This is a genomic window from Sandaracinaceae bacterium (assembly GCA_020633055.1).
Taxonomy (GTDB): Bacteria; Myxococcota_A; Polyangia; order Polyangiales; family Houyiibacteriaceae; genus JADJJE01.
The window spans coordinates 417105-436283 of sequence record JACKEJ010000007.1 but is presented as its reverse complement, the minus strand read 5'-3'; the positions used below and the strand labels follow the sequence as shown (position 1 = coordinate 436283).

Here is a 19179-nt window from a genome sequence, read left to right as displayed (position 1 = left end):
GCGATGGGACTTTGGGCCGGTCAAGGCGCCCCGAGGCTCTCGCAGAGCGAGGGGCGAGCCCCTGCCGCTGCGGTGGCTGCCCATGCAGCGGGGGCAGGTGGTCGTGGGATGGGAGGTGCATGGAGAAGTCTGACGTCGCGGGCGTACGGGACGCAGCCTTGGATGCGTGTGCGCGCTGAAAGTTCATTTTGCGCTCAGCGGGGGGCTGGCGCCACCCCAGGAGTGCTCTCTGCGAGGCGGTCCACCTGCCGCTCTGCCGTGCGGCAAGGGAGGCTGTCGCGGCCCTGTTGGCGGCAGATGTGTTGGGCGGCGGCTCGCCCGAGCCCCAGTCGGTGGTCCCGGACAGCCACGCGCAGCAGCTCCTGCGCCCCAGGGCCGTCGGGGTCGAGCGCCATCGACTCCCGCAGCAGCGCCACGCCGTCCTCCGTGGCGCCCAGCTGGATCAACAGGCGTCCGTGCCTTCCGTCGATGACGGCGATGGCGCGGCTCTGCCCAGCCGCTGCTCGCCTCAGGCCCGCGACGATCTCGTCCAGCGCCGCCCGGTCCCCACTCGTGCTCGCCACGTCGGCGAGCCGCCACAGCGTGGCCTCGCCGATGCCCTCGCGACCGCGCTCCGCGAGCGCGGCGCTGGGGTCCGCCAGGATCAGGATGTCCAGCCACACGCCCACGGCACCGGGGTCGTCCGGATGTGCGGCCCGGAGCGTCTCGGCGGCGGCGAGGGCAGCCGCGGGGTTCGCTCGAGCTTCCGCCAAGAGCAAGCGCTGGTGCGCCGCGTAGTCGTCGGTTCCATGGGCCACCGCCAACGCGTCGAGTCCGGCTCGGAACCCGGCGTCGTTCGTGCAGCGCCGCGCCCGCTCGATGGTGGGGTGGATGTCGTCCGGGTCGACGCTGGCCCGTCGGATCACCTCCGGGTCGACCGTCGTCCCGAGGATCTCGCAGAGCGCGCGGGTACCCAGCCCTGCGCGCCGCCGATCCGCCTCCCGGACCTCCATCAGCGCCTGTTCCGGGCGGCCCATGCGGACCAACCACAGCGCGGCGAGGCCATGGGGGTCACCCCATTCCGGCGCCAGGTACATGCTCCGGTTCAGCCAGCGGCCGGCCCGTGGGGAGCCGCGCTCGGCGTAGCGATGGCCCAGCAGCCCGGTCAGGATGCCGTCCGCGGGGTGGAGCGTGGCGATCTGACGTTCGAGCTCGGCCAAGTCGGCGCCAGAGAGGCTCGAGTCCGTCAGCCGCGCGCGAGCGGCCTCGGGGTCGTCGGTGGGCAGGCGCACGATGAGGGCAGCCAGACCCAGCGCGGCCGCCGCGGCCGTGACCCACACATACGAGGCCGGCTTGCGAGCTTCGTGGGCGCGGGCCCACGCCACCCCCGCGCAGGCGGCGGCGGGTACGGCGACCCCCGAGAGCTCCAGCGAGAAGTCGAAGAGATCGTGCAGGAACAACAGCAGCACGGCGCCCGCCGCGAGGGCCGCGGACGTCTGGGAGCTCCGCAGCGCGCGCCAGGTGGCCCGCCCGAACAAGAGCAGCGCCGCGACCGTGAGCGGGAGCCCCAGCTCCGTACCGTATTGCAGCAGCACGTTCTCGGGGTGTGTGTAGCGGGCCGAGAACGTCGAGCGGAACAGGAACGCGGGCTCGAACGCCCCCCGACCGGCGCCGGTAGCCCAGTGGTCGAGCGCCAGCTCGGCGCTGCGTCGCCACACCTCGAGGCGCTCGACGTCGCTCGTCCCCTGGACTTCGCGCACCCCGATCACCACCAACCCGAACCCCGCGATGGCGGCCAGGATGAGAGCCCCCAACCCCAGCTTGAGGGGGAGCGACAGGCGCGCTCCCGAGCGCCGGGAAAGGTAGACCGCCATCAGCGTCGCGAGCAGCAGGCTGAGCGCGCCGCCGCGCGACGCGGTCAGTAGGGCCAGCGACGCCGCCATGGTGGCGCCCACGTACGCCAGCGTCCGACGGCCCTGCGAGTCTTCCTGCAGCCCGAGCCCAAGGCAGAGCAGGCTGGTGAGCGCGGCGAACGCGCTCAGGTGATTGACGTTGATGATCGGTCCGAACGAGCGAGACAGGATGGGCGTGTACAGGCCGAACACGGTCTCGGCGCCGACCGCGGCGTGGCCCAGGGACACGGCGACGATGGCGACGCAGGCTGTCGCGATGGCGCGCATGAATCCGCGCGGCCTGTGACGCTCGACCAGTAGACTGAGCGACAGCGCAGTGCACGCGAGGTTGATCGCCAGCATGAGGCTGAGCCGTGTGCGGCCCGGGTCACGGGACAGCGGGACCCAGTCCGGCGCGGGCTCGCCGAGCATGGCGGCGACGTGCAGCGCGTCATCCGCCGAGAGGGGAGACAGCACCTGCACCATGGAGAGTGGAAGGGGCAGCGTCTGGAGCGCCATGAACGCGCCCACCCCCAGCAGCGCGAGCAGACCCGGGGACCACGGCAGGGGGCGGTCGCGCTCGCTGATCACGACGGCGAACAGCAACGCCACGCCCGATGCCGCGCTGGTGGCTGCCGCCCATGGAAAGGCGCCCGCGATGAGCAGCGGCGCGAGCGCGACGTGCATGCCCACGAGCACCTTGGCCCACAGCTGCGGGGGAGGCTCGATCGACCTCCGGCGCCGCCGGGCGCGGGTGCGCTTTCGGCGCTCGCGGAGGCTCGAGGGCGCGGCTCGGGTGTCGCTCGTCATTCGTGGTCCAGGGTCCCGGCGGCAGGGTAGCAGGGACGAGGGACGTCGCACGATGCGTTTCCCGCGCGCGGCTGCTACCACTCGGGGCGTGCGTCCGCGTCTCCTCATGGTCATCGCCGAGGACTGGTACTTCTGGTCCCACCGTCTGCACATCGCGCAGGCCGCGCAGCGCGCTGGCTACGACGTGGGGTTGGCCACCGCCCAGGGCGACCTCCAAGCGCGTATCGAGGCCGAGGGGTTTCGCTACTTCCCGATTCAGCTCGACCGCGGCAGCACCAACCCGTTCGCCGAGGCTGGGTCCGTCGCGAGCGTCACGGCGGTCATGGCCCGCTTCAGGCCGGACGTCGTGCACTTGGTGGCGCACAAGTTGGTGCTCTACGGGTCCATCGCGGCCGCGCTGACGCGCGCGCCCGCCGTCGTCTGCGCGGTCGCAGGCATGGGCTACCTGTTCATGGGGGAAGGGCTGAAGCGTCGTGTGCTCCGCGCCGTGGTGCAGCGGGCGTACGGAGGTCTGGTCCGTCGCGGCGGGCGCGTCAGCGTCATCCTGCAGAACCCGGACGACCGCGAGGAGCTCGCCGCCGCGGGCATGATCGACCCGGCGCAGGTAACGATGATCTGCGGCTCTGGCGTCGACACGGCACGCTTCGCGCCTGCCCCGGAGCCGCAGGGGACGCCGGTGGTCCTCACGCATAGCCGCATGCTGGTCGACAAGGGCATCGGAGAGATCGCCGAAGCAGCGCGGGTGCTGCGCGCGCGGGGGGTGCCGGTCACGTTCCGTCTGGTGGGCGACCCGGACGGCCAGAACCCCAGCACCATCCCGCCGGCTACCCTGCGGCAGTGGCACGCAGAAGGTCTGGTGGAGCACCTCGGTCGGCGCGCCGACATCCCCGAGCAGCTCGCTGCGTGCCACGTCGCGTGTCTCCCGAGCTACCGCGAAGGGGCGCCGCTGTCGCTGATCGAGGCGGCCGCGGCGGGTCGACCGATCGTCACCACCGACGTACCGGGCTGCCGCGAGATCGTGCGCGACGGCGACAATGGGTTCTTGGTGCCAGCGCGCGACGCAGCTGCGCTCGCCCAGGCCGTCGAGACGCTCGTACAGGACCCTGGGCTCCGGCGGCGCATGGGCATCCGCAGCCGCGAGCGCGCCATCGCGGAGTGGTCGCGTGCGCACGTAGCCTCTGCGACGCTCGAGGTCTACGCCGCGCAGCTGGCGCGTCACCCGCGTGGTCAGAGGGCGTTGCGCAAGCTCGTCACGACGTAGTCCAGCTCCTCTGGACGCAGGGCCGCGAACACGGGCAGCGCCAAGCTGGTCTCGGCTGCGTGTTCCGCGACTGGGCAGCGGGCAGCCTCGCCAGCAGTCGCGAAGCACTCCTGCTGATGCAGCGGCACCGGGTAGTACACGGCCGTGCCGACCTGTGCGTTCGACAGCGCGCGCTGCACGTGGTCACGCGTGGCGCGGTCGGCGAAGCGCACGACGAACTGGTTGAAGGTGTGCTCGGGCGTGGCGGGGGGCAGCTGCAGCCGAGGGTCGTCTGCGAGCAGGCTGACGTAGAGGGCGGCGTTCGCACGCCGCCCCGCGATCTCGCTGGACACGTGGGGGAGCTTGACCGAGAGCAGCGCCGCCTGCAGCGCGTCGAGACGGAAGTTCCCGCCCACCACCGCGTGGTGGTACTTGGGCTGGCTGCCGTGTGCGCGCAGCACGCGCAGGCGCTCCGCGAGGCCGTGGTCGTGTGTGGTCAGGAGCCCCCCGTCGCCGTAGCCCCCGAGGTTCTTGCTGGGAAAGAACGAGAACGCCCCCGCGAGCCCGATCCCGCCGACGGGGCGCCCTTCGTAGCGCGCGAGGAAGGCTTGGGCGGCATCTTCGAGAAGGGGGAGCTCGCCCGCCACCCGTCGCAACGCTCCCAGATCGGCTGGGAGGCCGAAGAGGTGCACGGGGATGATGGCGCGCGTGCGGTTGGTGATGGCCTCTGCGACGCACGCCGGGTCGAGGTTCAGCGTCTCGGGCTGCGAGTCGACGAACACGGGGGTGGCACCCAGGCGCGCCACGGCGCCAGCGGTGGCGAAGAAGGTGTAGCTGGGGACGATCACCTCGTCGCCCGGGCCGATGCCGAGCGCCATCAGCAGCATCAGCAGCGCGTCGGATCCGTTCGATACGCCGATCGCGTGGGGGACCTCGAGGGTCGCCGCGCACGCGCGCTCGAACGCCGTCACCTCCGGGCCCAGGATGTACTCGCCGCTGCGCAGGACCGCGACGGCGCGCGCCTCGAGCTCCGCCTGCAAGGCATGCGGGATGCGGGTCACGTCCAGCAGCGGGACCCTCACGTCGACGCCTTCCATTCGTCGTGGGTGCGTTCGCCTCGCGCGAGGTGCGCCGGCAGCGGCTGTTCTTCGTCGAGGTCGAGGCAACGCACGCCCGCAGCGCCCTGCTGATAACGCAGCCCGGACTCTGGACAGGTGGCGAGACCGTCCGCGAACCGGAGGCGGTGCCCGTGTCGGCTGACGAACCCCGCGACCTTGCCCGGGACACCCAGCACCAGCGCGTAGTCCGGCACGCTGGCCGCGACCACCGCGCCCGCTCCCACGAGGGCGTAGCGGCCTATGGTCACACCACAGACGATGGTGGCGTTGGCGCCGATGGTGCAGCCACGTCGCAAGCGCGTGGGCTCGTAGAGGCTGCGCCGGTCCACCTGAGCGCGGGGGTTCGTCACATTCGTGAGCACGCAGGACGGCCCGAGGAACACGTCGTCCTCCACGGTGGTGCCTTCGTACAGGGAGACGTTGTTCTGCACCTTCACACGGTCACCCAGCACCACCCCGCCCGCGACGAAGCAGTTCTGACCCAGGTTGCAGGCCTCCCCGATGACGGCACCGCTCATGATGTGACAGAAGTGCCAGATGCGTGTGCCCGCGCCGATGGTGACGGGCTCGTCGACGTACGCGCTGGGGTGCGCGTGGTACGTGGCTTCGCTCACGGGTGTCCGCCTGGAGTGGGAGACACGCGGAGCTGAGGGTGGCTGCGCTCTACGTGCGGGGTGGTCAGCTCGGCGGTGCGGAGCTTGTAGGACAGCTCGATGGAAGGACGTGCGTCCTCGATCCCGTACCCGCGTCCCGCCAGCACCTCGCGGTAGACCTCGGAGTGCAGGTCCGTGAAGCCACTCGAGAACTCGAGCTCCTCTCCGTCCAGCGTCAACGTGCGATGGGCGTGACCGCCCGCGTCGAGCACGACGCTCGGGAGATCGGCCGCCCGCGTCGACAGCAACCACCGCACGTCGGCGTGCTCGAGGGCGAGGAACCCGCTCACCCGGTCGCGCTCGCGCTGGTGTACCTCGGCCTCCTGAGGGGCACCGAAGAGCCACACCAGCAGATCCATCAAGTGGATGCCGATGTTGGTCACGAGCCCTCCCGACTTTGCCTCGTCCCCCTTCCACGACACGTCGTACCAGCGGCCACGGCGCGTGGCGTAGGTCAGCACGACCTGGTGACGTACCCCACGAGCCGCGTCCTCCGCGACGCGCGCTCGCACGGCGATCAGCGACGGCAACAGTCGGAGCTGGAGGACCGTGAACACGCGCGCCTCGCTCTCGCTCTCGATGACGCGCAGCTGGTCGAGGTTCCACGGGTTGATGACCAGTGGCTTCTCGCAGATGGCGTGCGCGCCGAGGCGCAGCGCCAGGCGGCAGTGCGCGTCGTGGAGGTAGTTGGGAGAACACACCGAGACGTACTTGACCGCCGCCGCAGCAGACTCCCGTCGCCGCTTCTCGAGGAAGCGGTCGAAGCGCTCGACCTCGGTGAAGAACGCCGCGTCTGGGAAGTAGCGGTCCATGACCCCGACGGAGTCGAAGGGGTCACACGCCGCCACCAGCGTGCCACCGTTGTCCGAGATGGCCTTCAGATGACGCGGAGCGACGAAGCCGCCTATGCCGAGAAGCGCGAAATTGGCTGTCATGCAGGCGGCAGGGTAGCAGGGGGGCGGATGCTAGAGGATTCGAACCTCTGACTTTTGGCTTCGGAAGCCAACGCTCTATCCAGCTGAGCTAAGCATCCTGACCCGGGCGAGCCCGGGCGGGCGACGTACATACCCAATGCGTGCGGCCCTGGCAAGTCGTGTTCGCGGTGGCGGTCGCACGCCACGCGGGGGCCGAGGGCCCGTCACCGCGCGGCAGGTCGCGCCCGCAGCAGGGCGCTCAGGCGGGCGACGGCCGCGAGGGTCGGCCGCTCGCTCCGGGCGCGACGCGTCTCGGTGGTCAGCGCGTCGCGCAGGCGGATGGCATAAGGCTCGAGGGCGGCGTGCGTGTCGTCGCTGGTGATCTTCCACAGGCTGAAGCCGCGCAGCTGGGGCAAGGCACCTCGAGCGAGGGCGTCTCCGAGCCCCTCCAGCGCGCGCGCGCGTTCCCCGGGGTCGAGGGGCACCTCGCCCCACGCCACGCACGCGTCGCTCCCATCCGCCCGAGGGAGGATCTCGAACCCCTCGTAGGACCAAGGGCGGACGCCACTGTGCTTGCGCCGCGTGAAGCCCAGCTCGCCGAAGTACACGGGCAGCTCGGGGTGCGACGGGCGCGCGCGTGCGACGCGCGAGACGCTCTCCAAGTGTCGCGTCCAAGCCGCCTCGAACGCCCGCCGGTCTGCGTCTTCGCCGAGCTCGTAGAGCCCGAAGTAGGCTGTGGTGACCAGGGCATCGGTCGCGTCCCAGAACCCCACCTCCGAGAAGCTGTCGAAGCCCGCGCCGTAGGACAGCACGCCGCGGTAGTGTGCGCGGGCCTCGTCGAGCGTGGCGCGCCAGAAGTCGTCGTGCAGGCGACGTCGCTGGCGTAGGCGGCTCGCGCGGCCCTCGTGCGGGCCCGCGACGGCGGCGCCCCAGCGAGAGAGGGCGCGCTGCTCACCCGCTACCGCGCTCGCGAGATCGGGGTAGCTCCCGCCGTCGTGCCAACGAACTGGCCCCTCGGCATCGCAGCGGCGCAGGGCGGCGGCCTCGCGCGCCAACTGCTCGTGGTCGAGCGCACGGCGCAGCACGCCCGGGACGTCGACGCCGGTGCTCGTGAGCGCGTTCAGCTCGTTGCCGATCACCAGCATCGCCACGTCTTCTTCTTCGGCTAGGTCGGCGGCCCACAGGACGAAGTCCCGGTACCTCGCGAAGAAGGCCTCGAGGGCTGCGTCGCGCGGCCACGCCAGGCCGTGCCAGAGGTGGCGATTCGAGGGGTGTTCGCCATCGAGCCGGACCCTCAAGACGAGCATGACCGACAGCCCAGCCGCGCGGGCGGCGCGCACTCGGGCACGGAGCACGCCGGGTTCGCGTTCCCGGAAGTCGAGGTCGGCGCCGTCCCACGTGGTGAGGCGCGCGTCATAGGAGATCTGCAGCGTGTCGAGACCCGTCTCCCGCATGGCCCGCGCGAGCGCGACGGGGTCCTGCTCGCCCACGTTCACCCCTCCGTTGAGCACGGCCGCGGCGCGCGAGTGCGTCCCGTTGGCACGCGGTGGCGTGGACCCGCCGCGCAGCGCCACGGTACCCAGCAGGAGGGTCGCCAGGCTCAGCGCGACCGCCGCCAGGCGCCGATAGGCGCCACGTGTAGGAGCGCGCGCGACCTCGCGAAGTGCATTCCTCACGTCAGTCCCGGGCGCGGTGCCCGACCTGCAGCTTGGTGCGGGACGCGATCGCCGACAGCAGCGGGAAGCGAGCGCGCACCGGCTCGAAGACGTGCTCGAGCCACAGGATGTCCTCGGCCTCGTCGTTGGTGCCGACGACGATCGGTAGGATCCAGTTTTCGCCCTCGTCCATGGCCGTGAACGCGCGGTTCAGACCCCGGGGGACGACGATCGTGTCCAGCGGCCCGAGCACGGCCTCGTGCTCACCGTCGTCGCCCCACGTGATGCGGAACCGCCCTGTCAGCACACAGAACATCTCGGTGCTCTTCGTGTGTACGTGCAGGGCCGGGCCAGTGCCGCGTGGCGTCTGCACGAACACCGTCACCAGCTCGTCGGGCCCCGCCACGCCGAAGCGGAGCGGGCCATGCGCGGTGGGGCCGAGGGCCAGGTAGAGGTCTCGTGGGCTGAGGAAGTCGCCGATGGCATCGGGCACCCACGCGAACGGAGGCCGCGAGCGCAGCGGGCGCAGGTCGCGCTGGCGCACGATGCGCGGGCCGACCGGCAGCGCACGCCCGCTGCGTGGGACGAAGGTCAGCTGGAGCACCTCGGCGGGCGCCGCGCCGTTCTCCAGGCGCACGACCTGACCCTTCTCGGCGAGCAGCATGCTGCGCTCTGGCAGGCTCTCGCCCGTGCTGTTGCGCAGGGCGCCGCGCACGACGATGAACACCGTCATGCGGGCGGGCTCGGCGGGGGGCGTGAGCACGGCGCCCGGTGCCACACGGTGGAGCAGCAGCGAGAACCCCGCCGGTCCCGTCACCGCGCTGCGGGCGGCCTCGGCCTGGTCACGCGCGGTGGTCGGCTCGCGGATGAGCCAGGTGGGGTTGTGGCCCCCTGTGCTCTGCTCCGCTACGCGGCCTATCGCGCGGTGCACGCTCTCGGGGTCTTGTGCAGCGTCGATGTCGTGGGTGCGGAGAGCGAGCATGGTTCGCAGTATGCCACGGAGCGGGCCGTCGTTCGCGCTCGGCCCGGACAAGGAACGTCGGATCGTTACGCGCCGGAGCGCTCGTTGCCGAGTTGCGTGCGGCAGAGGGGCACCTCACAACCGACGCATGGCGCGCAAGTACATCGTCCGTGAGAAGCCGGAGGGCCTCGACAAGCCCTGGGTGAAGCCGTTCCTGAACCGCATGACCAAGGCGAACGTCTGGGTCTACCAGAAGACCAACGGCCTCATCGGCTCGAAGTGGCGCGTGGGCGCAGCGTTCCCGCGCGGGGTCGACGTGTGCCTGCTCACGACCACGGGCCGCAAGAGCGGCGAGGCGCGCGTGGTGCCGCTGCTGTACCTCCCCAAGGGCGACAGCGTGGTCGTCGTCGCGTCGACCGGCGGGCTCCCGAAGAACCCCGCGTGGTTCTTCAACGTCAAGGCCAACCCACGCTGCGAGGTGCAGGTGAAGGGCAAGAAGTGGTACGGCACGGCGCGCGTCGCCGACGAGGCCGAGCGCGCCGAGCTGTGGCCGCAGCTGGTGGAGCTGTACTTCGACTACGACAACTACCAGCGCTGGACGGACCGGGTCATTCCGGTCGTGGTCATCGACCCCATCTGACGCGGCGCCTCAGCGCTGGTGCTCGGCCTTCCAGCGCTCGTAGGGCATCCCGTAGACATGCTCGCGCACGGCCGGGTCGCTCAGCTCGATGCCACGGTCCGTGGCGGCCTCGCGGTACCACTTGCTGAGGCAGTTCCGGCAGAACCCTGCCAGGTTCATCAGGTCGATGTTCTGCACGTCGGTGCGCTCACGCAGGTGCTTCAGAAGGCGGCGGAACGCGGCGGCCTCCAGCTCGGTGCGGGTCTGCTCGTCGAGGCCCGCGAGCGGGTCGTGCTGGGTCGGGCGGTCTTGCTCGGTCATCACGGGAGCATGCCGACGGCGTCGTCCTGGCGCCACCCGCAGACGCCGTTCGCCGCGGCGCGCTCGGGCTGCTAGCATCGCGGACATGGATGATCGGGTGCTGTTCTGCAGGTGGTGTGCGGTGGCGCCTTGGCTCGCGTTCCTCGCCATGCTCGTGTTGGCCGGGTCCGCGCAGGCGCAGGGCGACCCCATCGGTCCGCCGGTCCAGAACGACGACTACTACGTCCCTCCCGGCTACTCGGATGCGCCCCCGCCGCCTGCGCAGCCGTACCCCGCGCCGCAGACGCAGCCGTACCCTGCGCAGACGCAGCCGTACCCCGCGCAGCCGTACCCCGCGCAGCAGCCCTACGCGCAACAGGCCTATGTGCCGCCCGGCCAGGTGCCCTACCGTGGCCGTCGTCGGCTCGAGCGGCTGGGTCGTTCCGAGGCGGCCCCCGCAGGAGTCGAGGTCATCGAGCGTCGCCGGTTGGTGCTCGCCTTCGTCGGAGTCGGCGTGTTCGTGGGATCCTACGCCCTGCCATTGGCCGTCATGGTGGACAGCGGGGCGGACAGTCGCCGCACGGCCATCCCCGTGCTGGGCATTCTCCTCGAGAACGCACACAGTGACTACCTGCTCGGCGGCAGCTGGGGTCTCGCCGTGCTCGACGCCGGCGTCCAGGCGCTCGGCCTGACGCTGTTCGCGCTGGGGATGCGCCCTCAGCGCTACGCCGTCTTCTACGTGGACACCGGCCGCGGCCGCACGCTCGCCCTGTCTCCCGGCGTCAGCCCCGGCGGGCTGTCCTTCGACATGCGCTTCTAGCCCACGATTCAGGGTCGCTCGTCCAGGCTGAGGTCCGCCACGTGGGCCCGCGCGAGAGAATCGGCGGGCCCGGCAGCGCGCAGGAGCTCGCCGACCAGGTTCGCCCAGCACGTCGCGTTCTCGATCACCCAGCTGTCGCCGCTCACGACCACGGACTCCGTCTCGGCCACCAGCGTGCGGTCCGGGTTGTGCACCACCTCCGCCGTCCAGGCCCAGCCGTGGAGCGCCGCGCGCTCGAGGATGCGCGCCCTCAGCCTCCCGGAGTTCGACACGGGCTGATCGAGGTACCACACCGCGTGGGCCACGCCCCATCCGGCGAGCGCCTGCCCCACCGTGTCGATGGCGGCGTCCGTCTCGCTCACGCGCCGGTATGTGCCATGGATGGACGCCACGTCGCGGACGCAGCCGTCGCGTGCCACGAACAGGTACCCGCCGGAGAGTGCCCCCTCGAGGGTGATCAGCACGTTGAAGCCGTCGATGGCGAGGCGTCTCCCGCGCAGCTGCGTCACGTCCACGCGGCGGGCTTCGCGTTCGGTCCGCTGTGCCTCGGTGCAGGCGCAGCGCTGCACGGCCATGCGCTGCCGGACCGTCAGGCCGTAGCGGTTGCCCACCAGCTCGAGCGCGGAGGGCAGGGCATAGTCGCGCTCCAGTAGCCACGACAGGTCGCTCGTCGCCGCCTGCAGTCGCTCGTGTTGCGCTGGCGCGAAGAGCTCCGGGTCCTGGGGACGCGGTCCGCGGCTGTGCTGCGCGCCCGTCATCCGTTCGAACGGCCCTGGTGGTGGACGTGGCGCACGGGCTCGACCGGGAGGGCGCACGACACCGGGCCGTGGGCGGCAGGCAGGAGACGGCGGTCCATGGGGGCAATTCCTACCGCGAACGCAGCCTCCCGTACACGGTCGCTCACGCCCGACGTTCCGGCGAAGGCCCCTGGAAGCCCGGCCCGAGGGGTGGTAGACGCGGGGGATGTCGCTCAAGACCAACCCAGGCAACTACTTCGAAGACTTCGAGACGGGCACGACGCTCGTGCACGCGGTCCCGCGCACCATCACGGAGGGCGACCAGGCGCTCTACGTCGGGCTCACGGGCGACCGCTACCCGCTGCACTGCTCGGCCGAGTTCGCGCGCTCGCTCGGCTACGCCCGCGAGACCGTCAACGACCTGCTGGTCTTCCACATGGTCTTCGGCAAGACCGTGAACGACGTGTCCCTCAACGCCGTGGCCAACCTGGGCTACGCGTCGGTCAAGTTCCACCAGCCGGTCTACCCGGGCGACACGGTGCGCACGGTCAGCGAGGTGATCGGCAAGAAGGAGAACAGCAGCGGCAAGAACGGCGTGGTCTGGGTGCGCAGCACGGGCACCAACCAGCGCGGCGAGACCGTGCTCTCGTTCTACCGCTGGGTGATGGTCAACAAGCGCGACGTGAACACGCCGACGAACGCCAACGACAACCCGTCGATGCCGTCGGAGGTGCCCGTCAGCGAGCTGGCGGTCCCCGCGCACCTCGACCTCTCGGGCTTCCAGGCCTGGGCCGCCGGTGGGCGCGCCTTCTACGGGGACTACGAGGTGGGCGAGCGCATCTACCACGTCGACGGAATGACCATCGAGGAGTCGGAGCACGCGATCGCCACGCGCCTCTACCAGAACACGGCCAAGGTCCACTTCGACGGGCACCAGGCCAAGGGCACGCGCTTCGGTCGGCGCCTCATGTACGGCGGGCACGTGATCAGCGTGGCCCGGGCGCTGGCCTACAACGGGCTCGAGAACGCGCTCGCGATCCTGGCCTGGAACGGTGGCGCGCACGCGAACCCGACGTTCGCCGGGGACACCATCTATGCCTACAGCGAAGTGCTGGACAAGCAACCGCTGCCGGGCCGGACGGACTGCGGCGCGTTGCGCGTGCGGCTTGTGGGCGTGAAGAACGAGGACCCGAGCACGGGTGAGGTGCCCCTCAAGGTGGACGGAAAGTACCACCCCAACGTGGTCCTGGACCTGGACTACTGGCTGCTGATACCGACGGGCGCCTAACGCTGGCGGCCCGCTCTCGTCCGCGGGTGCGTTGGCACGTCGGAGGTTGCCGGGGGAGGGTGGGTGCGCGAAGCTCTGGGCATGCGCGCGCCCAAGCTTGCCCTCCTCTCTGCCTGCGTCTCGTTGGGGGGCCTCGTCGGCCTGCCGGGTTGCGGTGGGGACGACGGGGGGCGGGACGCGGGGGCGGACATGCAGCCGACGTTCCGCGACACCGGCATGAACGACGTCGGGGTCGACCTCGGACCGCCCGTATGTACCGCCGCGGCGCTCGCTGGCGAGATAGGTGGCCCCTGTCGCGGCGCCGCGCGCGAGTGCAACCCGGGTCTCGAGTGCATCACGGAATTCCGCGCGCCCGTCGGTGGTGCGCGTGATCCCATCTTGGACCTCCCCGACGGAGGCGCGGAGACCTACGAGCTCGTGGACTTTCCGGGCAACTATTGCGCGCCCATCCTCGCTTCGTCGGGGTCGTGCTCGACGGCGGACCGTGCCGCGTGCGCCAACGCCTGCGGCGCGTGCTTGGCGCTCTTCAGCGACGCCAACGTCTGCCTCAAGCAGTGCACGCCGAACGCGGTGGACAACGACATCTGCCGCAACAACTATCAGTGCGACGTCCTGCGTGGTGCCTGCGACACGGGCTGCACGACCGACGACGAGTGCCGCATCTCGCGCGAAGACACGAACATGAACGGCATGATCGAGCGCTTCGACATCGACGCGGGCACGGGCGACCGGCTCGTCTACCACCAGGGGTCCGAAGCCACGTGCGACCCCGACACCTTCCGCTGCACGCACCCGGGCACGCCCGGCGCCGTGGCGGGTGACCCGTGCGTCTTCAACGAAGAGTGCGAGGCGGACGGCCGTTGCCTGAACGAGACCAGCTTCGAGTTCCCGGGCGGGTACTGTAGCAAGTACCGCTGCGACTTCGCGGGCAACGGCTGCGCCGGCGCGGGCAGCGTGTGCAACAGCCGCGGCGTCGGCTTCCCCGCGTGCCTCGCGGGCTGCACGCTGGGCACGGGCGTGACGCAGGGCGACGTCAACACGTACCTCAACAACACGCAGGGCTGCCGCACGGGCTACGCGTGCGTGTGGGACGGGCGCAGCGCGGCCGTGCCCAACAACGGCAGCTGCCTCCCAGGCGAGTACAACGCGGTCACGGAGCCCAACGTGGGCGCGCCCTGCACGACGTCGTCCGAGTGCTACTCCCCCTTCGGCCAGGGCGTGTGCTTCTCCCAAAATTCTGGCTACCCAGGCGGGTACTGCTCGATCCTCGACTGCGGCACCGTCGGTATGCCGGCCGACATGTGCGGCGACGGAAACACCTGCGTTGAGCTCGGGGCGGGGACACGCGTGTGCCTGAGCAGCTGCAATACCGCGCTCGACTGTCGGGTGGGCTACGCCTGCGGCGATATCGACGGTGATCCCCAGACCATGGGCAAGGCGTGCTTCAGCGACTGTCTGGCCACGGACGAGTGCCGGGTGGGCGAGACGTGCGTGAACGGCGCCTGCACGCCCTGAGCCGATGTCGAAGCGGCTGTACCAGCTCATCGCGGTTCTGACGCTGCCGCTCCCGGTGGTCGGAGCGTACGTGCTCGGGCGACCGTTCGCCGCGGCGCTGTCTAGCCTGTGGTCCAACCTCGCAGGCCTGCTGGGGCTGCTGGGCTACGTGTTGGCGCTGCTCCTGACGGTGCTGCTCTGGGCAGCCGCGCTCCTCCCGCTCCGGGCGCGTGCAGGCTTCACGCCTCTGTCGCGGGAGCTCGAGCAGGTCCGCGCCGTGGGGCTCACGCAGGCCGTGGCCCAAGAGCAGGCCAAGCAGGCCGCCCGGGCCGCGTCCGAGGACCCCGCAGAGCGCGCTCGCTACCACGGCCCCATGGCGCTGGTGGCGGCGCTGTTCGCGCTGGCTGGCGCCGCACTCACGTGGGCGCTGTGGGAGGACGGCTACGTCTTCGCGCTGCCGTTGGGGGCGGCGTTGATCTCACCCGTGCTGGCGGTCTATCACGGCGCCCGCTGGGCCCTCGCGCGCGCCGCTTCGCGCTAGCGCGGAGCCGTCGCATGGAGGGGGACGCGACAACAGGCTCAGCGTCTCATGAGCCGCGCGAGGAATGCCGCGAGCCCGCCTGGGCGTGCGGCTCCGTTGCTCTGGGTGTCAATGCCCCGCGGCCGTCGCGCCCGCGGCTTCGCCGCGCGCCTCGTCGAGCGTCGGCGCGCCCTCGTGCCAGGTCACCTCGGCCTCGTACAGGCTCGCGAAGTGGTGCACCACGCGCTCTTGGAGTTCGCGCATGGGCACGCCCTCGCCGGTCTCGCGCTCGAGCGAGGTCACGCCCTTGTCGCTGATGCCGCAGGGGACGATGAGCTGGAAGTGCGACAGCTCGGTGGTGTTGTTGAGCGCAAAGCCATGCATGGTGACCCAGCGGCTGATGCGCACCCCGACCGCGCCGATCTTGCGCTGACCGACCCACGCCCCGTTGAGGCCCTCGATGCGCTCGGCGTGTACGCCGTAGTCGGCGGCCGTGCGGATCATGGTCTCCTCGAGAGAGGCCACGTACTTGCGCACGTCCAGGCGGTCTGGGTGCAGGTCGATGATGGGGTAGCCCACCAGCTGGCCGGGCCCGTGATACGTCACGTCGCCCCCGCGTCCGACCTCCTCCACGCTGACCCCCTGCGCGGCGAGCACCTCGCGGCTGAACAGCATGTTCTCGGCCTTGGCGCCCCGCCCGAGGGTCAGCACGGGCGGGTGCTCCAGCAGCAGCAGGGTGTCGTGGATACGCCCCGCCTTGCGCGCCTCCACCAGCGCGCGCTGCAGCTCGTGCGCTTCGGCGTAGGGGATGACCCCGGCGCGATAGACGTCCAGTTGGCGTGGGGAGCGGGGGATCACTTCTTGTTCATGATGTGCACGGCCTCGCCGATGGCGTGCTTGAAGGACTCCATCATGCCCTCGCCCAGCGTGGGGTGCGGGTGGATGGTGAGGGCCACGTCCTCGGCGAACGCGTCCATCTCGATGGCCAGCGCGGCCTCGCTGATGAGGTCGCTGGCCTCGGGGCCGACGATGCCCACGCCGATGACCTGGTTGGTGTCGGCGTCGATGATGCTCTTGATGAACCCGTCTGTCTCGCGCACGGCCATGGCGCGGCCGCTGGCGGCGAACGGGAACTTGCCCACCTTGACGTTGCGCCCGGCCGCGATGGCCTGCGTCTCGCTCATGCCGGCCGTAGCGATCTCCGGCTCGGTGAAGATGGCCGCGGGGATGCCGCGCCAGTCGGTGGCGCGGTTGTGGCCCGCGATGACCTCGGCGCAGATCTCGGCTTCGGCCGACGCCTTGTGCGCCAGGTAGGGCCCGCCCGTGACGTCGCCGATGGCGTACACGCCGTCCACGTTGGTCCGCAGCTGCTGGTCCACCGTGATGTGCCCGCGCTTGTCGAGCGCCACGCCCACGCTCTCGAGCCCGAGGCCCTGGCTGTTGGGCTTGAAGCCGACGCACACGAGCAAGGTGTCAGCGTCGATCACCTCCTGCTTGCCCGCGCGCTCGACCGTGACCTTCACGCCCGGCCCGCTCTTGTCGACGCTGACGGCCTTGGTCTCGAGGCGCACGTCCACGCCGCCCTTCTTGAGGTGCTTCTGCACCACCTTGACCATGTCGAAGTCCACGCCCGGCAGCAGCTGCTCGGTGAGCTCCACGACGGTGACCTTGGTGCCCAGCTTCATGTAGACCATGCCGAGCTCGAGGCCGATGACGCCTCCGCCGATGATGCACATGGACTTGGGCGCGGACTGCAGCGACACGGCCTCGCGCGCCGTGATGATCTTCTCGCCGTCGGGCTCGAAGCCCGGGATGCGGATGACCTGGGTGCCCGTGGCCACCACGATGGCCTTGGTGGCGTCGTAGGTGAGCGTCTCGCCCGCGGCCGTGACGACCTTGACCGAGCGCGGCCCCGTCAGGGTCGCTTCGCCGATGACGATGTCCGCGCCGTTGCCCTTCACCAGCGAGGAGATGCCGCTGGTGAGCTTCTTGACGATGCCGTCCTTCCAGACCTGCATCTTGGCCACGTCCACGGAGAGGTCGCTGACCGTGATGCCCATGTCGCTTGCAGACTGGATCTTCTGCACCAGGCTGGCCGCCGCGATCAGCGCCTTGCTCGGGATGCAGCCCCAGTTGAGGCAGATGCCGCCCATCTCCTCTTTCTCGACGCACAGGGTCTTGATGCCCAGCTGGGCGAGGCGGATGGCGGCGACGTAGCCTCCGGGGCCGCCTCCGATGACGATGGCTTCATACGACTTGTCGGGCATGGTCACTTGCTTCCGTGGGGTTCGGTCGTGGTCGTGTGCGCGCGAGGGTAGCGCAAGAGCTCCTCGCGTTGGGCTTCGAGGTGCGCGGGGCGCCTCGCGTAGACGTCGTCCATCAGGGTCTCGCAGGCCACGGGGGGCGCGGCTTCGCACTCCCGCAACGCGGTGGCGATCTCCTCGTCCACGGAAGCGTCGAGCGCCGCTTCGGTCGGGTCGTCGAGCGCGCCCTCGTGCCGCAGGTGGGCGCGCAGGCGGGCCAGTGGGTCACGGGCGCGCCACAGCGCCACCTCGGCCTCACTCCGGTACAGGGTGGGATCGTCGCTCGAGCTGTGTGCGCCGATGCGATAGGTCAAGCACTCCACCAGCGTGGGGCCCTCACCACGCCTCGCGCGCGCCATCGCGGCGCCCACCACCTGGTACACGCCGAGCGCGTCGTTGCCGTCCACCCGCACGCCCGGCATGCCGTAGGCGGCCGCCTTCTGGGCGAACGTGGCGGAGGCGCTCTGGCGCGCGGCGGGCACGCTGATGGCCCACTGGTTGTTCTGCACGACGAACACCACGGGCGCGCGGAACACGGCCGCGAAGTTGAGCGCCGCGTGGAAGTCCCCCTGGCTGGTGGCGCCGTCGCCGCTGAAAGCCAGCGCCACCATGTCGTCGCCTCGCCGCACGGCGGCCATGGCCGCGCCGACCGCCTGGGGCAGCTGCGGCCCGATCACCGAGGACCAGCTGACCACGTTGGCGCTCCGCCCGGCCATGTGGCTCGGCATTTGGCGGCCCTTCGCGACGTCGGCCGCGTTGCCGTAGACCTGCGCCATGTACGTGGCGAGCGGGAAGCCGCGGGTGAGGAGGATGCTGCTCTCGCGCAGGGCCGGAAAGACCCAGTCGCTCGGGCGCGACGCGAAGCCACACGCGATGGGTACCGCCTCTTGGCCCGTGACCGACCCATAGAAGCCTACGCGCCCCTGCCGCTGTTTGCTGAGCATGCGCTCGTCCAGCCGGCGCAACAGCCGCATGCCGCGGTACATCGCGACGCGCTGAGGCAGGGCGGGCAGCGGCACCGTCTCGAAGGCGCTGTCCGCCTGCACGCCCAGCCCGTCGTGATCGAGCGCCTGATACAGGCCGAGCGCCGGGTCGGTAGGGGCCGCGGGGGCGCCGTGCTGCGGGTGGTCCGTCGGGTCCGTGGGGGCCGCGTGCATCGGGCGCAAGCTTGGTCCCTGGGTGCCAGTGGGTCAACGTGCTATCCCGCGCGGATGGTGCAGCGGTCGACGTGCGACGCGTGGGTGACGGCGGGCGAGGCTGGCCTACGTGGTGCGCCCGAAGCGCCCCCGCCTCTGGTGCCGGATCGCCCGGGGGGCGTGCGAGCATCGAGGCGACCCCACCCCGCGGCACCGGTGGTTCGCGCATTGTCGACACCTGTCGCTCACACCGCCTGGTGCGCGATCACGTTGTGTGCGGCCCTCGGTCTCACGGCATGCCAAGCGCCCCCGCCACCGGGCCCGAGCGAGACCGTGCAACGCTTCCTGCGCTTGATGGACGAGAGCGGCGTGCGGAGCGGTCCTTCGGGCGAGGTGCTCGCGGACGAGGACGCGCTGCAGGGTGCCTACGCGTTGCTCTCGAGCGCCACTCAGGGGGCCCTGCGCGAGCGCGCGGAGCTGGCCGCGTCGCTTGCTGGCGGCGAGTACGAGCCGTGGAACGTGCTGGTGCCGGGCCTGTTCCGACTGCGCTTCACGCCAGTTGCCTTCGAGGAGAGCATCCAGGAGGGGCGCCCGAGACGCGCGGTGGTGCACGTGCGCGGCCGAAACACAGGTGAGGCGGCCGATGTCCCGCTGGTCGAGGAAGACGGGCAGTGGCGCATCCCGCTCGACATTCCCCACGCCGCGGCGCCCAGCTTCTGACTGCGCGCGTCGTCGCGCCA

The 19179-nt window shown here is 71.0% G+C and carries 18 protein-coding genes and 1 tRNA gene; 7 read left to right on the top strand and 12 right to left on the bottom strand.

Annotated features, from left to right (window positions below; genetic code table 11):
- Window positions 1-194 precede the first annotated feature (194 nt).
- Window positions 195-2681 carry an O-antigen ligase family protein gene (locus H6726_15340; GenBank protein MCB9659024.1) on the bottom strand — a complete coding sequence of 829 codons (2487 nt, stop codon included), beginning with the start codon at window positions 2679-2681 and terminating at the stop codon, window positions 195-197.
- Between the two features lie 88 nt (window positions 2682-2769).
- Here H6726_15340 and H6726_15335 point away from each other — a divergent pair, with 88 nt between their 5' ends.
- A complete protein-coding gene (locus tag H6726_15335) occupies window positions 2770-3942 on the top strand; it encodes a glycosyltransferase family 4 protein (GenBank protein MCB9659023.1) in 1173 nt (390 codons plus the stop codon).
- On the opposite strand, the gene H6726_15330 is transcribed toward H6726_15335, so the two are convergent.
- The 6 genes from H6726_15330 to H6726_15305 form a co-directional block, all read right to left on the bottom strand.
- The gene (locus H6726_15330; protein ID MCB9659022.1) at window positions 3909-5018 is read right to left on the bottom strand and encodes a DegT/DnrJ/EryC1/StrS family aminotransferase; all 1110 of its coding nucleotides are present in this window, start codon (window positions 5016-5018) and stop codon (window positions 3909-3911) included. The genes H6726_15335 and H6726_15330 overlap by 34 nt on opposite strands.
- Complete coding sequence (locus H6726_15325; protein MCB9659021.1) at window positions 5000-5653, bottom strand: N-acetyltransferase; 654 nt, start codon at window positions 5651-5653, stop codon at window positions 5000-5002. Before H6726_15325 ends, H6726_15330 begins: the two co-directional genes overlap by 19 nt.
- Window positions 5650-6627, bottom strand: coding sequence for a Gfo/Idh/MocA family oxidoreductase (locus H6726_15320; protein ID MCB9659020.1), 978 nt, complete (start codon window positions 6625-6627; stop codon window positions 5650-5652). The genes H6726_15325 and H6726_15320 overlap by 4 nt, the downstream gene beginning before the upstream one ends.
- Window positions 6628-6651: 24 nt before the next feature.
- A tRNA-Arg gene (locus H6726_15315) sits at window positions 6652-6725 on the bottom strand.
- Window positions 6726-6830: 105 nt separating this feature from the next.
- Window positions 6831-8282, bottom strand: a complete 1452-nt coding sequence (locus H6726_15310; GenBank protein MCB9659019.1) for a hypothetical protein — start codon at window positions 8280-8282, stop codon at window positions 6831-6833.
- Between the two features lies 1 nt (window position 8283).
- Entirely contained in the window at window positions 8284-9243 is a 960-nt protein-coding gene (locus H6726_15305; protein ID MCB9659018.1) for a cupin domain-containing protein, read from the bottom strand.
- Between the two features lie 127 nt (window positions 9244-9370).
- Between H6726_15305 and H6726_15300 the strand changes: the two genes are divergently transcribed.
- A complete protein-coding gene (locus H6726_15300; GenBank protein MCB9659017.1) occupies window positions 9371-9862 on the top strand; it encodes a nitroreductase family deazaflavin-dependent oxidoreductase in 492 nt (163 codons plus the stop codon).
- Window positions 9863-9871: 9 nt separating this feature from the next.
- Here the strand turns inward: H6726_15300 and H6726_15295 are convergent, their stop codons facing one another.
- Window positions 9872-10162: a DUF1244 domain-containing protein gene (locus tag H6726_15295; protein ID MCB9659016.1), complete on the bottom strand. Its 291-nt coding sequence runs from the start codon at window positions 10160-10162 to the stop codon at window positions 9872-9874.
- Window positions 10163-10247: 85 nt separating this feature from the next.
- Here H6726_15295 and H6726_15290 point away from each other — a divergent pair, with 85 nt between their 5' ends.
- The gene (locus tag H6726_15290; protein ID MCB9659015.1) at window positions 10248-10961 is read left to right on the top strand and encodes a hypothetical protein; all 714 of its coding nucleotides are present in this window, start codon (window positions 10248-10250) and stop codon (window positions 10959-10961) included.
- Between the two features lie 8 nt (window positions 10962-10969).
- Here the strand turns inward: H6726_15290 and H6726_15285 are convergent, their stop codons facing one another.
- The gene (locus tag H6726_15285) at window positions 10970-11719 is read right to left on the bottom strand and encodes a DUF434 domain-containing protein (GenBank protein ID MCB9659014.1); all 750 of its coding nucleotides are present in this window, start codon (window positions 11717-11719) and stop codon (window positions 10970-10972) included.
- Window positions 11720-11924: 205 nt separating this feature from the next.
- On the opposite strand from H6726_15285, the gene H6726_15280 reads away from it, so the two are divergent.
- From H6726_15280 to H6726_15270, 3 genes are all read left to right on the top strand, one after another.
- Window positions 11925-12986 (top strand): MaoC family dehydratase, encoded by a 1062-nt coding sequence (locus tag H6726_15280; protein MCB9659013.1) that lies wholly within the window; start codon window positions 11925-11927, stop codon window positions 12984-12986.
- A 63-nt stretch (window positions 12987-13049) separates the two neighbouring features.
- The gene (locus tag H6726_15275) at window positions 13050-14501 is read left to right on the top strand and encodes a hypothetical protein (GenBank protein MCB9659012.1); all 1452 of its coding nucleotides are present in this window, start codon (window positions 13050-13052) and stop codon (window positions 14499-14501) included.
- A 4-nt stretch (window positions 14502-14505) separates the two neighbouring features.
- On the top strand, window positions 14506-15021 hold the full coding sequence (locus H6726_15270) for a hypothetical protein (protein MCB9659011.1): 516 nt from the start codon (window positions 14506-14508) through the stop codon (window positions 15019-15021).
- 108 nt (window positions 15022-15129) lie between these two features.
- Here the strand turns inward: H6726_15270 and lipB are convergent, their stop codons facing one another.
- From lipB to H6726_15255, 3 genes are read right to left on the bottom strand one after another with little or no spacing between them, the layout of a single operon-like run.
- A complete protein-coding gene (gene lipB / locus H6726_15265; GenBank protein MCB9659010.1) occupies window positions 15130-15855 on the bottom strand; it encodes a lipoyl(octanoyl) transferase LipB in 726 nt (241 codons plus the stop codon).
- Window positions 15855-17267, bottom strand: a complete 1413-nt coding sequence (gene lpdA / locus H6726_15260; GenBank protein MCB9659009.1) for a dihydrolipoyl dehydrogenase — start codon at window positions 17265-17267, stop codon at window positions 15855-15857. The genes lipB and lpdA overlap by 1 nt, the downstream gene beginning before the upstream one ends.
- Window positions 17268-17269: 2 nt before the next feature.
- Complete coding sequence (locus tag H6726_15255; GenBank protein ID MCB9659008.1) at window positions 17270-18460, bottom strand: 3-methyl-2-oxobutanoate dehydrogenase; 1191 nt, start codon at window positions 18458-18460, stop codon at window positions 17270-17272.
- A 312-nt stretch (window positions 18461-18772) separates the two neighbouring features.
- On the opposite strand from H6726_15255, the gene H6726_15250 reads away from it, so the two are divergent.
- Window positions 18773-19159, top strand: a complete 387-nt coding sequence (locus H6726_15250; protein MCB9659007.1) for a hypothetical protein — start codon at window positions 18773-18775, stop codon at window positions 19157-19159.
- Window positions 19160-19179: the final 20 nt, after the last annotated feature.

Bases quoted from the DNA above. Each gene is read 5' to 3' on its own strand.
- H6726_15340 (MCB9659024.1), bottom strand. From the start codon at position 2,681: ATGACGAGCGACACCCGAGCCGCGCCCTCGAGCCTCCGCGAGCGCCGA.
- H6726_15330 (MCB9659022.1), bottom strand. From the start codon at position 5,018: ATGGAAGGCGTCGACGTGAGGGTCCCGCTGCTGGACGTGACCCGCATC.
- H6726_15320 (MCB9659020.1), bottom strand. From the start codon at position 6,627: ATGACAGCCAATTTCGCGCTTCTCGGCATAGGCGGCTTCGTCGCTCCG.
- H6726_15305 (MCB9659018.1), bottom strand. From the start codon at position 9,243: ATGCTCGCTCTCCGCACCCACGACATCGACGCTGCACAAGACCCCGAG.
- H6726_15300 (MCB9659017.1), top strand. From the start codon at position 9,371: ATGGCGCGCAAGTACATCGTCCGTGAGAAGCCGGAGGGCCTCGACAAG.
- H6726_15295 (MCB9659016.1), bottom strand. From the start codon at position 10,162: ATGACCGAGCAAGACCGCCCGACCCAGCACGACCCGCTCGCGGGCCTC.
- H6726_15290 (MCB9659015.1), top strand. From the start codon at position 10,248: ATGGATGATCGGGTGCTGTTCTGCAGGTGGTGTGCGGTGGCGCCTTGG.
- H6726_15285 (MCB9659014.1), bottom strand. From the start codon at position 11,719: ATGACGGGCGCGCAGCACAGCCGCGGACCGCGTCCCCAGGACCCGGAG.
- H6726_15280 (MCB9659013.1), top strand. From the start codon at position 11,925: ATGTCGCTCAAGACCAACCCAGGCAACTACTTCGAAGACTTCGAGACG.
- H6726_15270 (MCB9659011.1), top strand. From the start codon at position 14,506: ATGTCGAAGCGGCTGTACCAGCTCATCGCGGTTCTGACGCTGCCGCTC.
- lpdA (MCB9659009.1), bottom strand. From the start codon at position 17,267: ATGCCCGACAAGTCGTATGAAGCCATCGTCATCGGAGGCGGCCCCGGA.
- H6726_15255 (MCB9659008.1), bottom strand. From the start codon at position 18,460: ATGCACGCGGCCCCCACGGACCCGACGGACCACCCGCAGCACGGCGCC.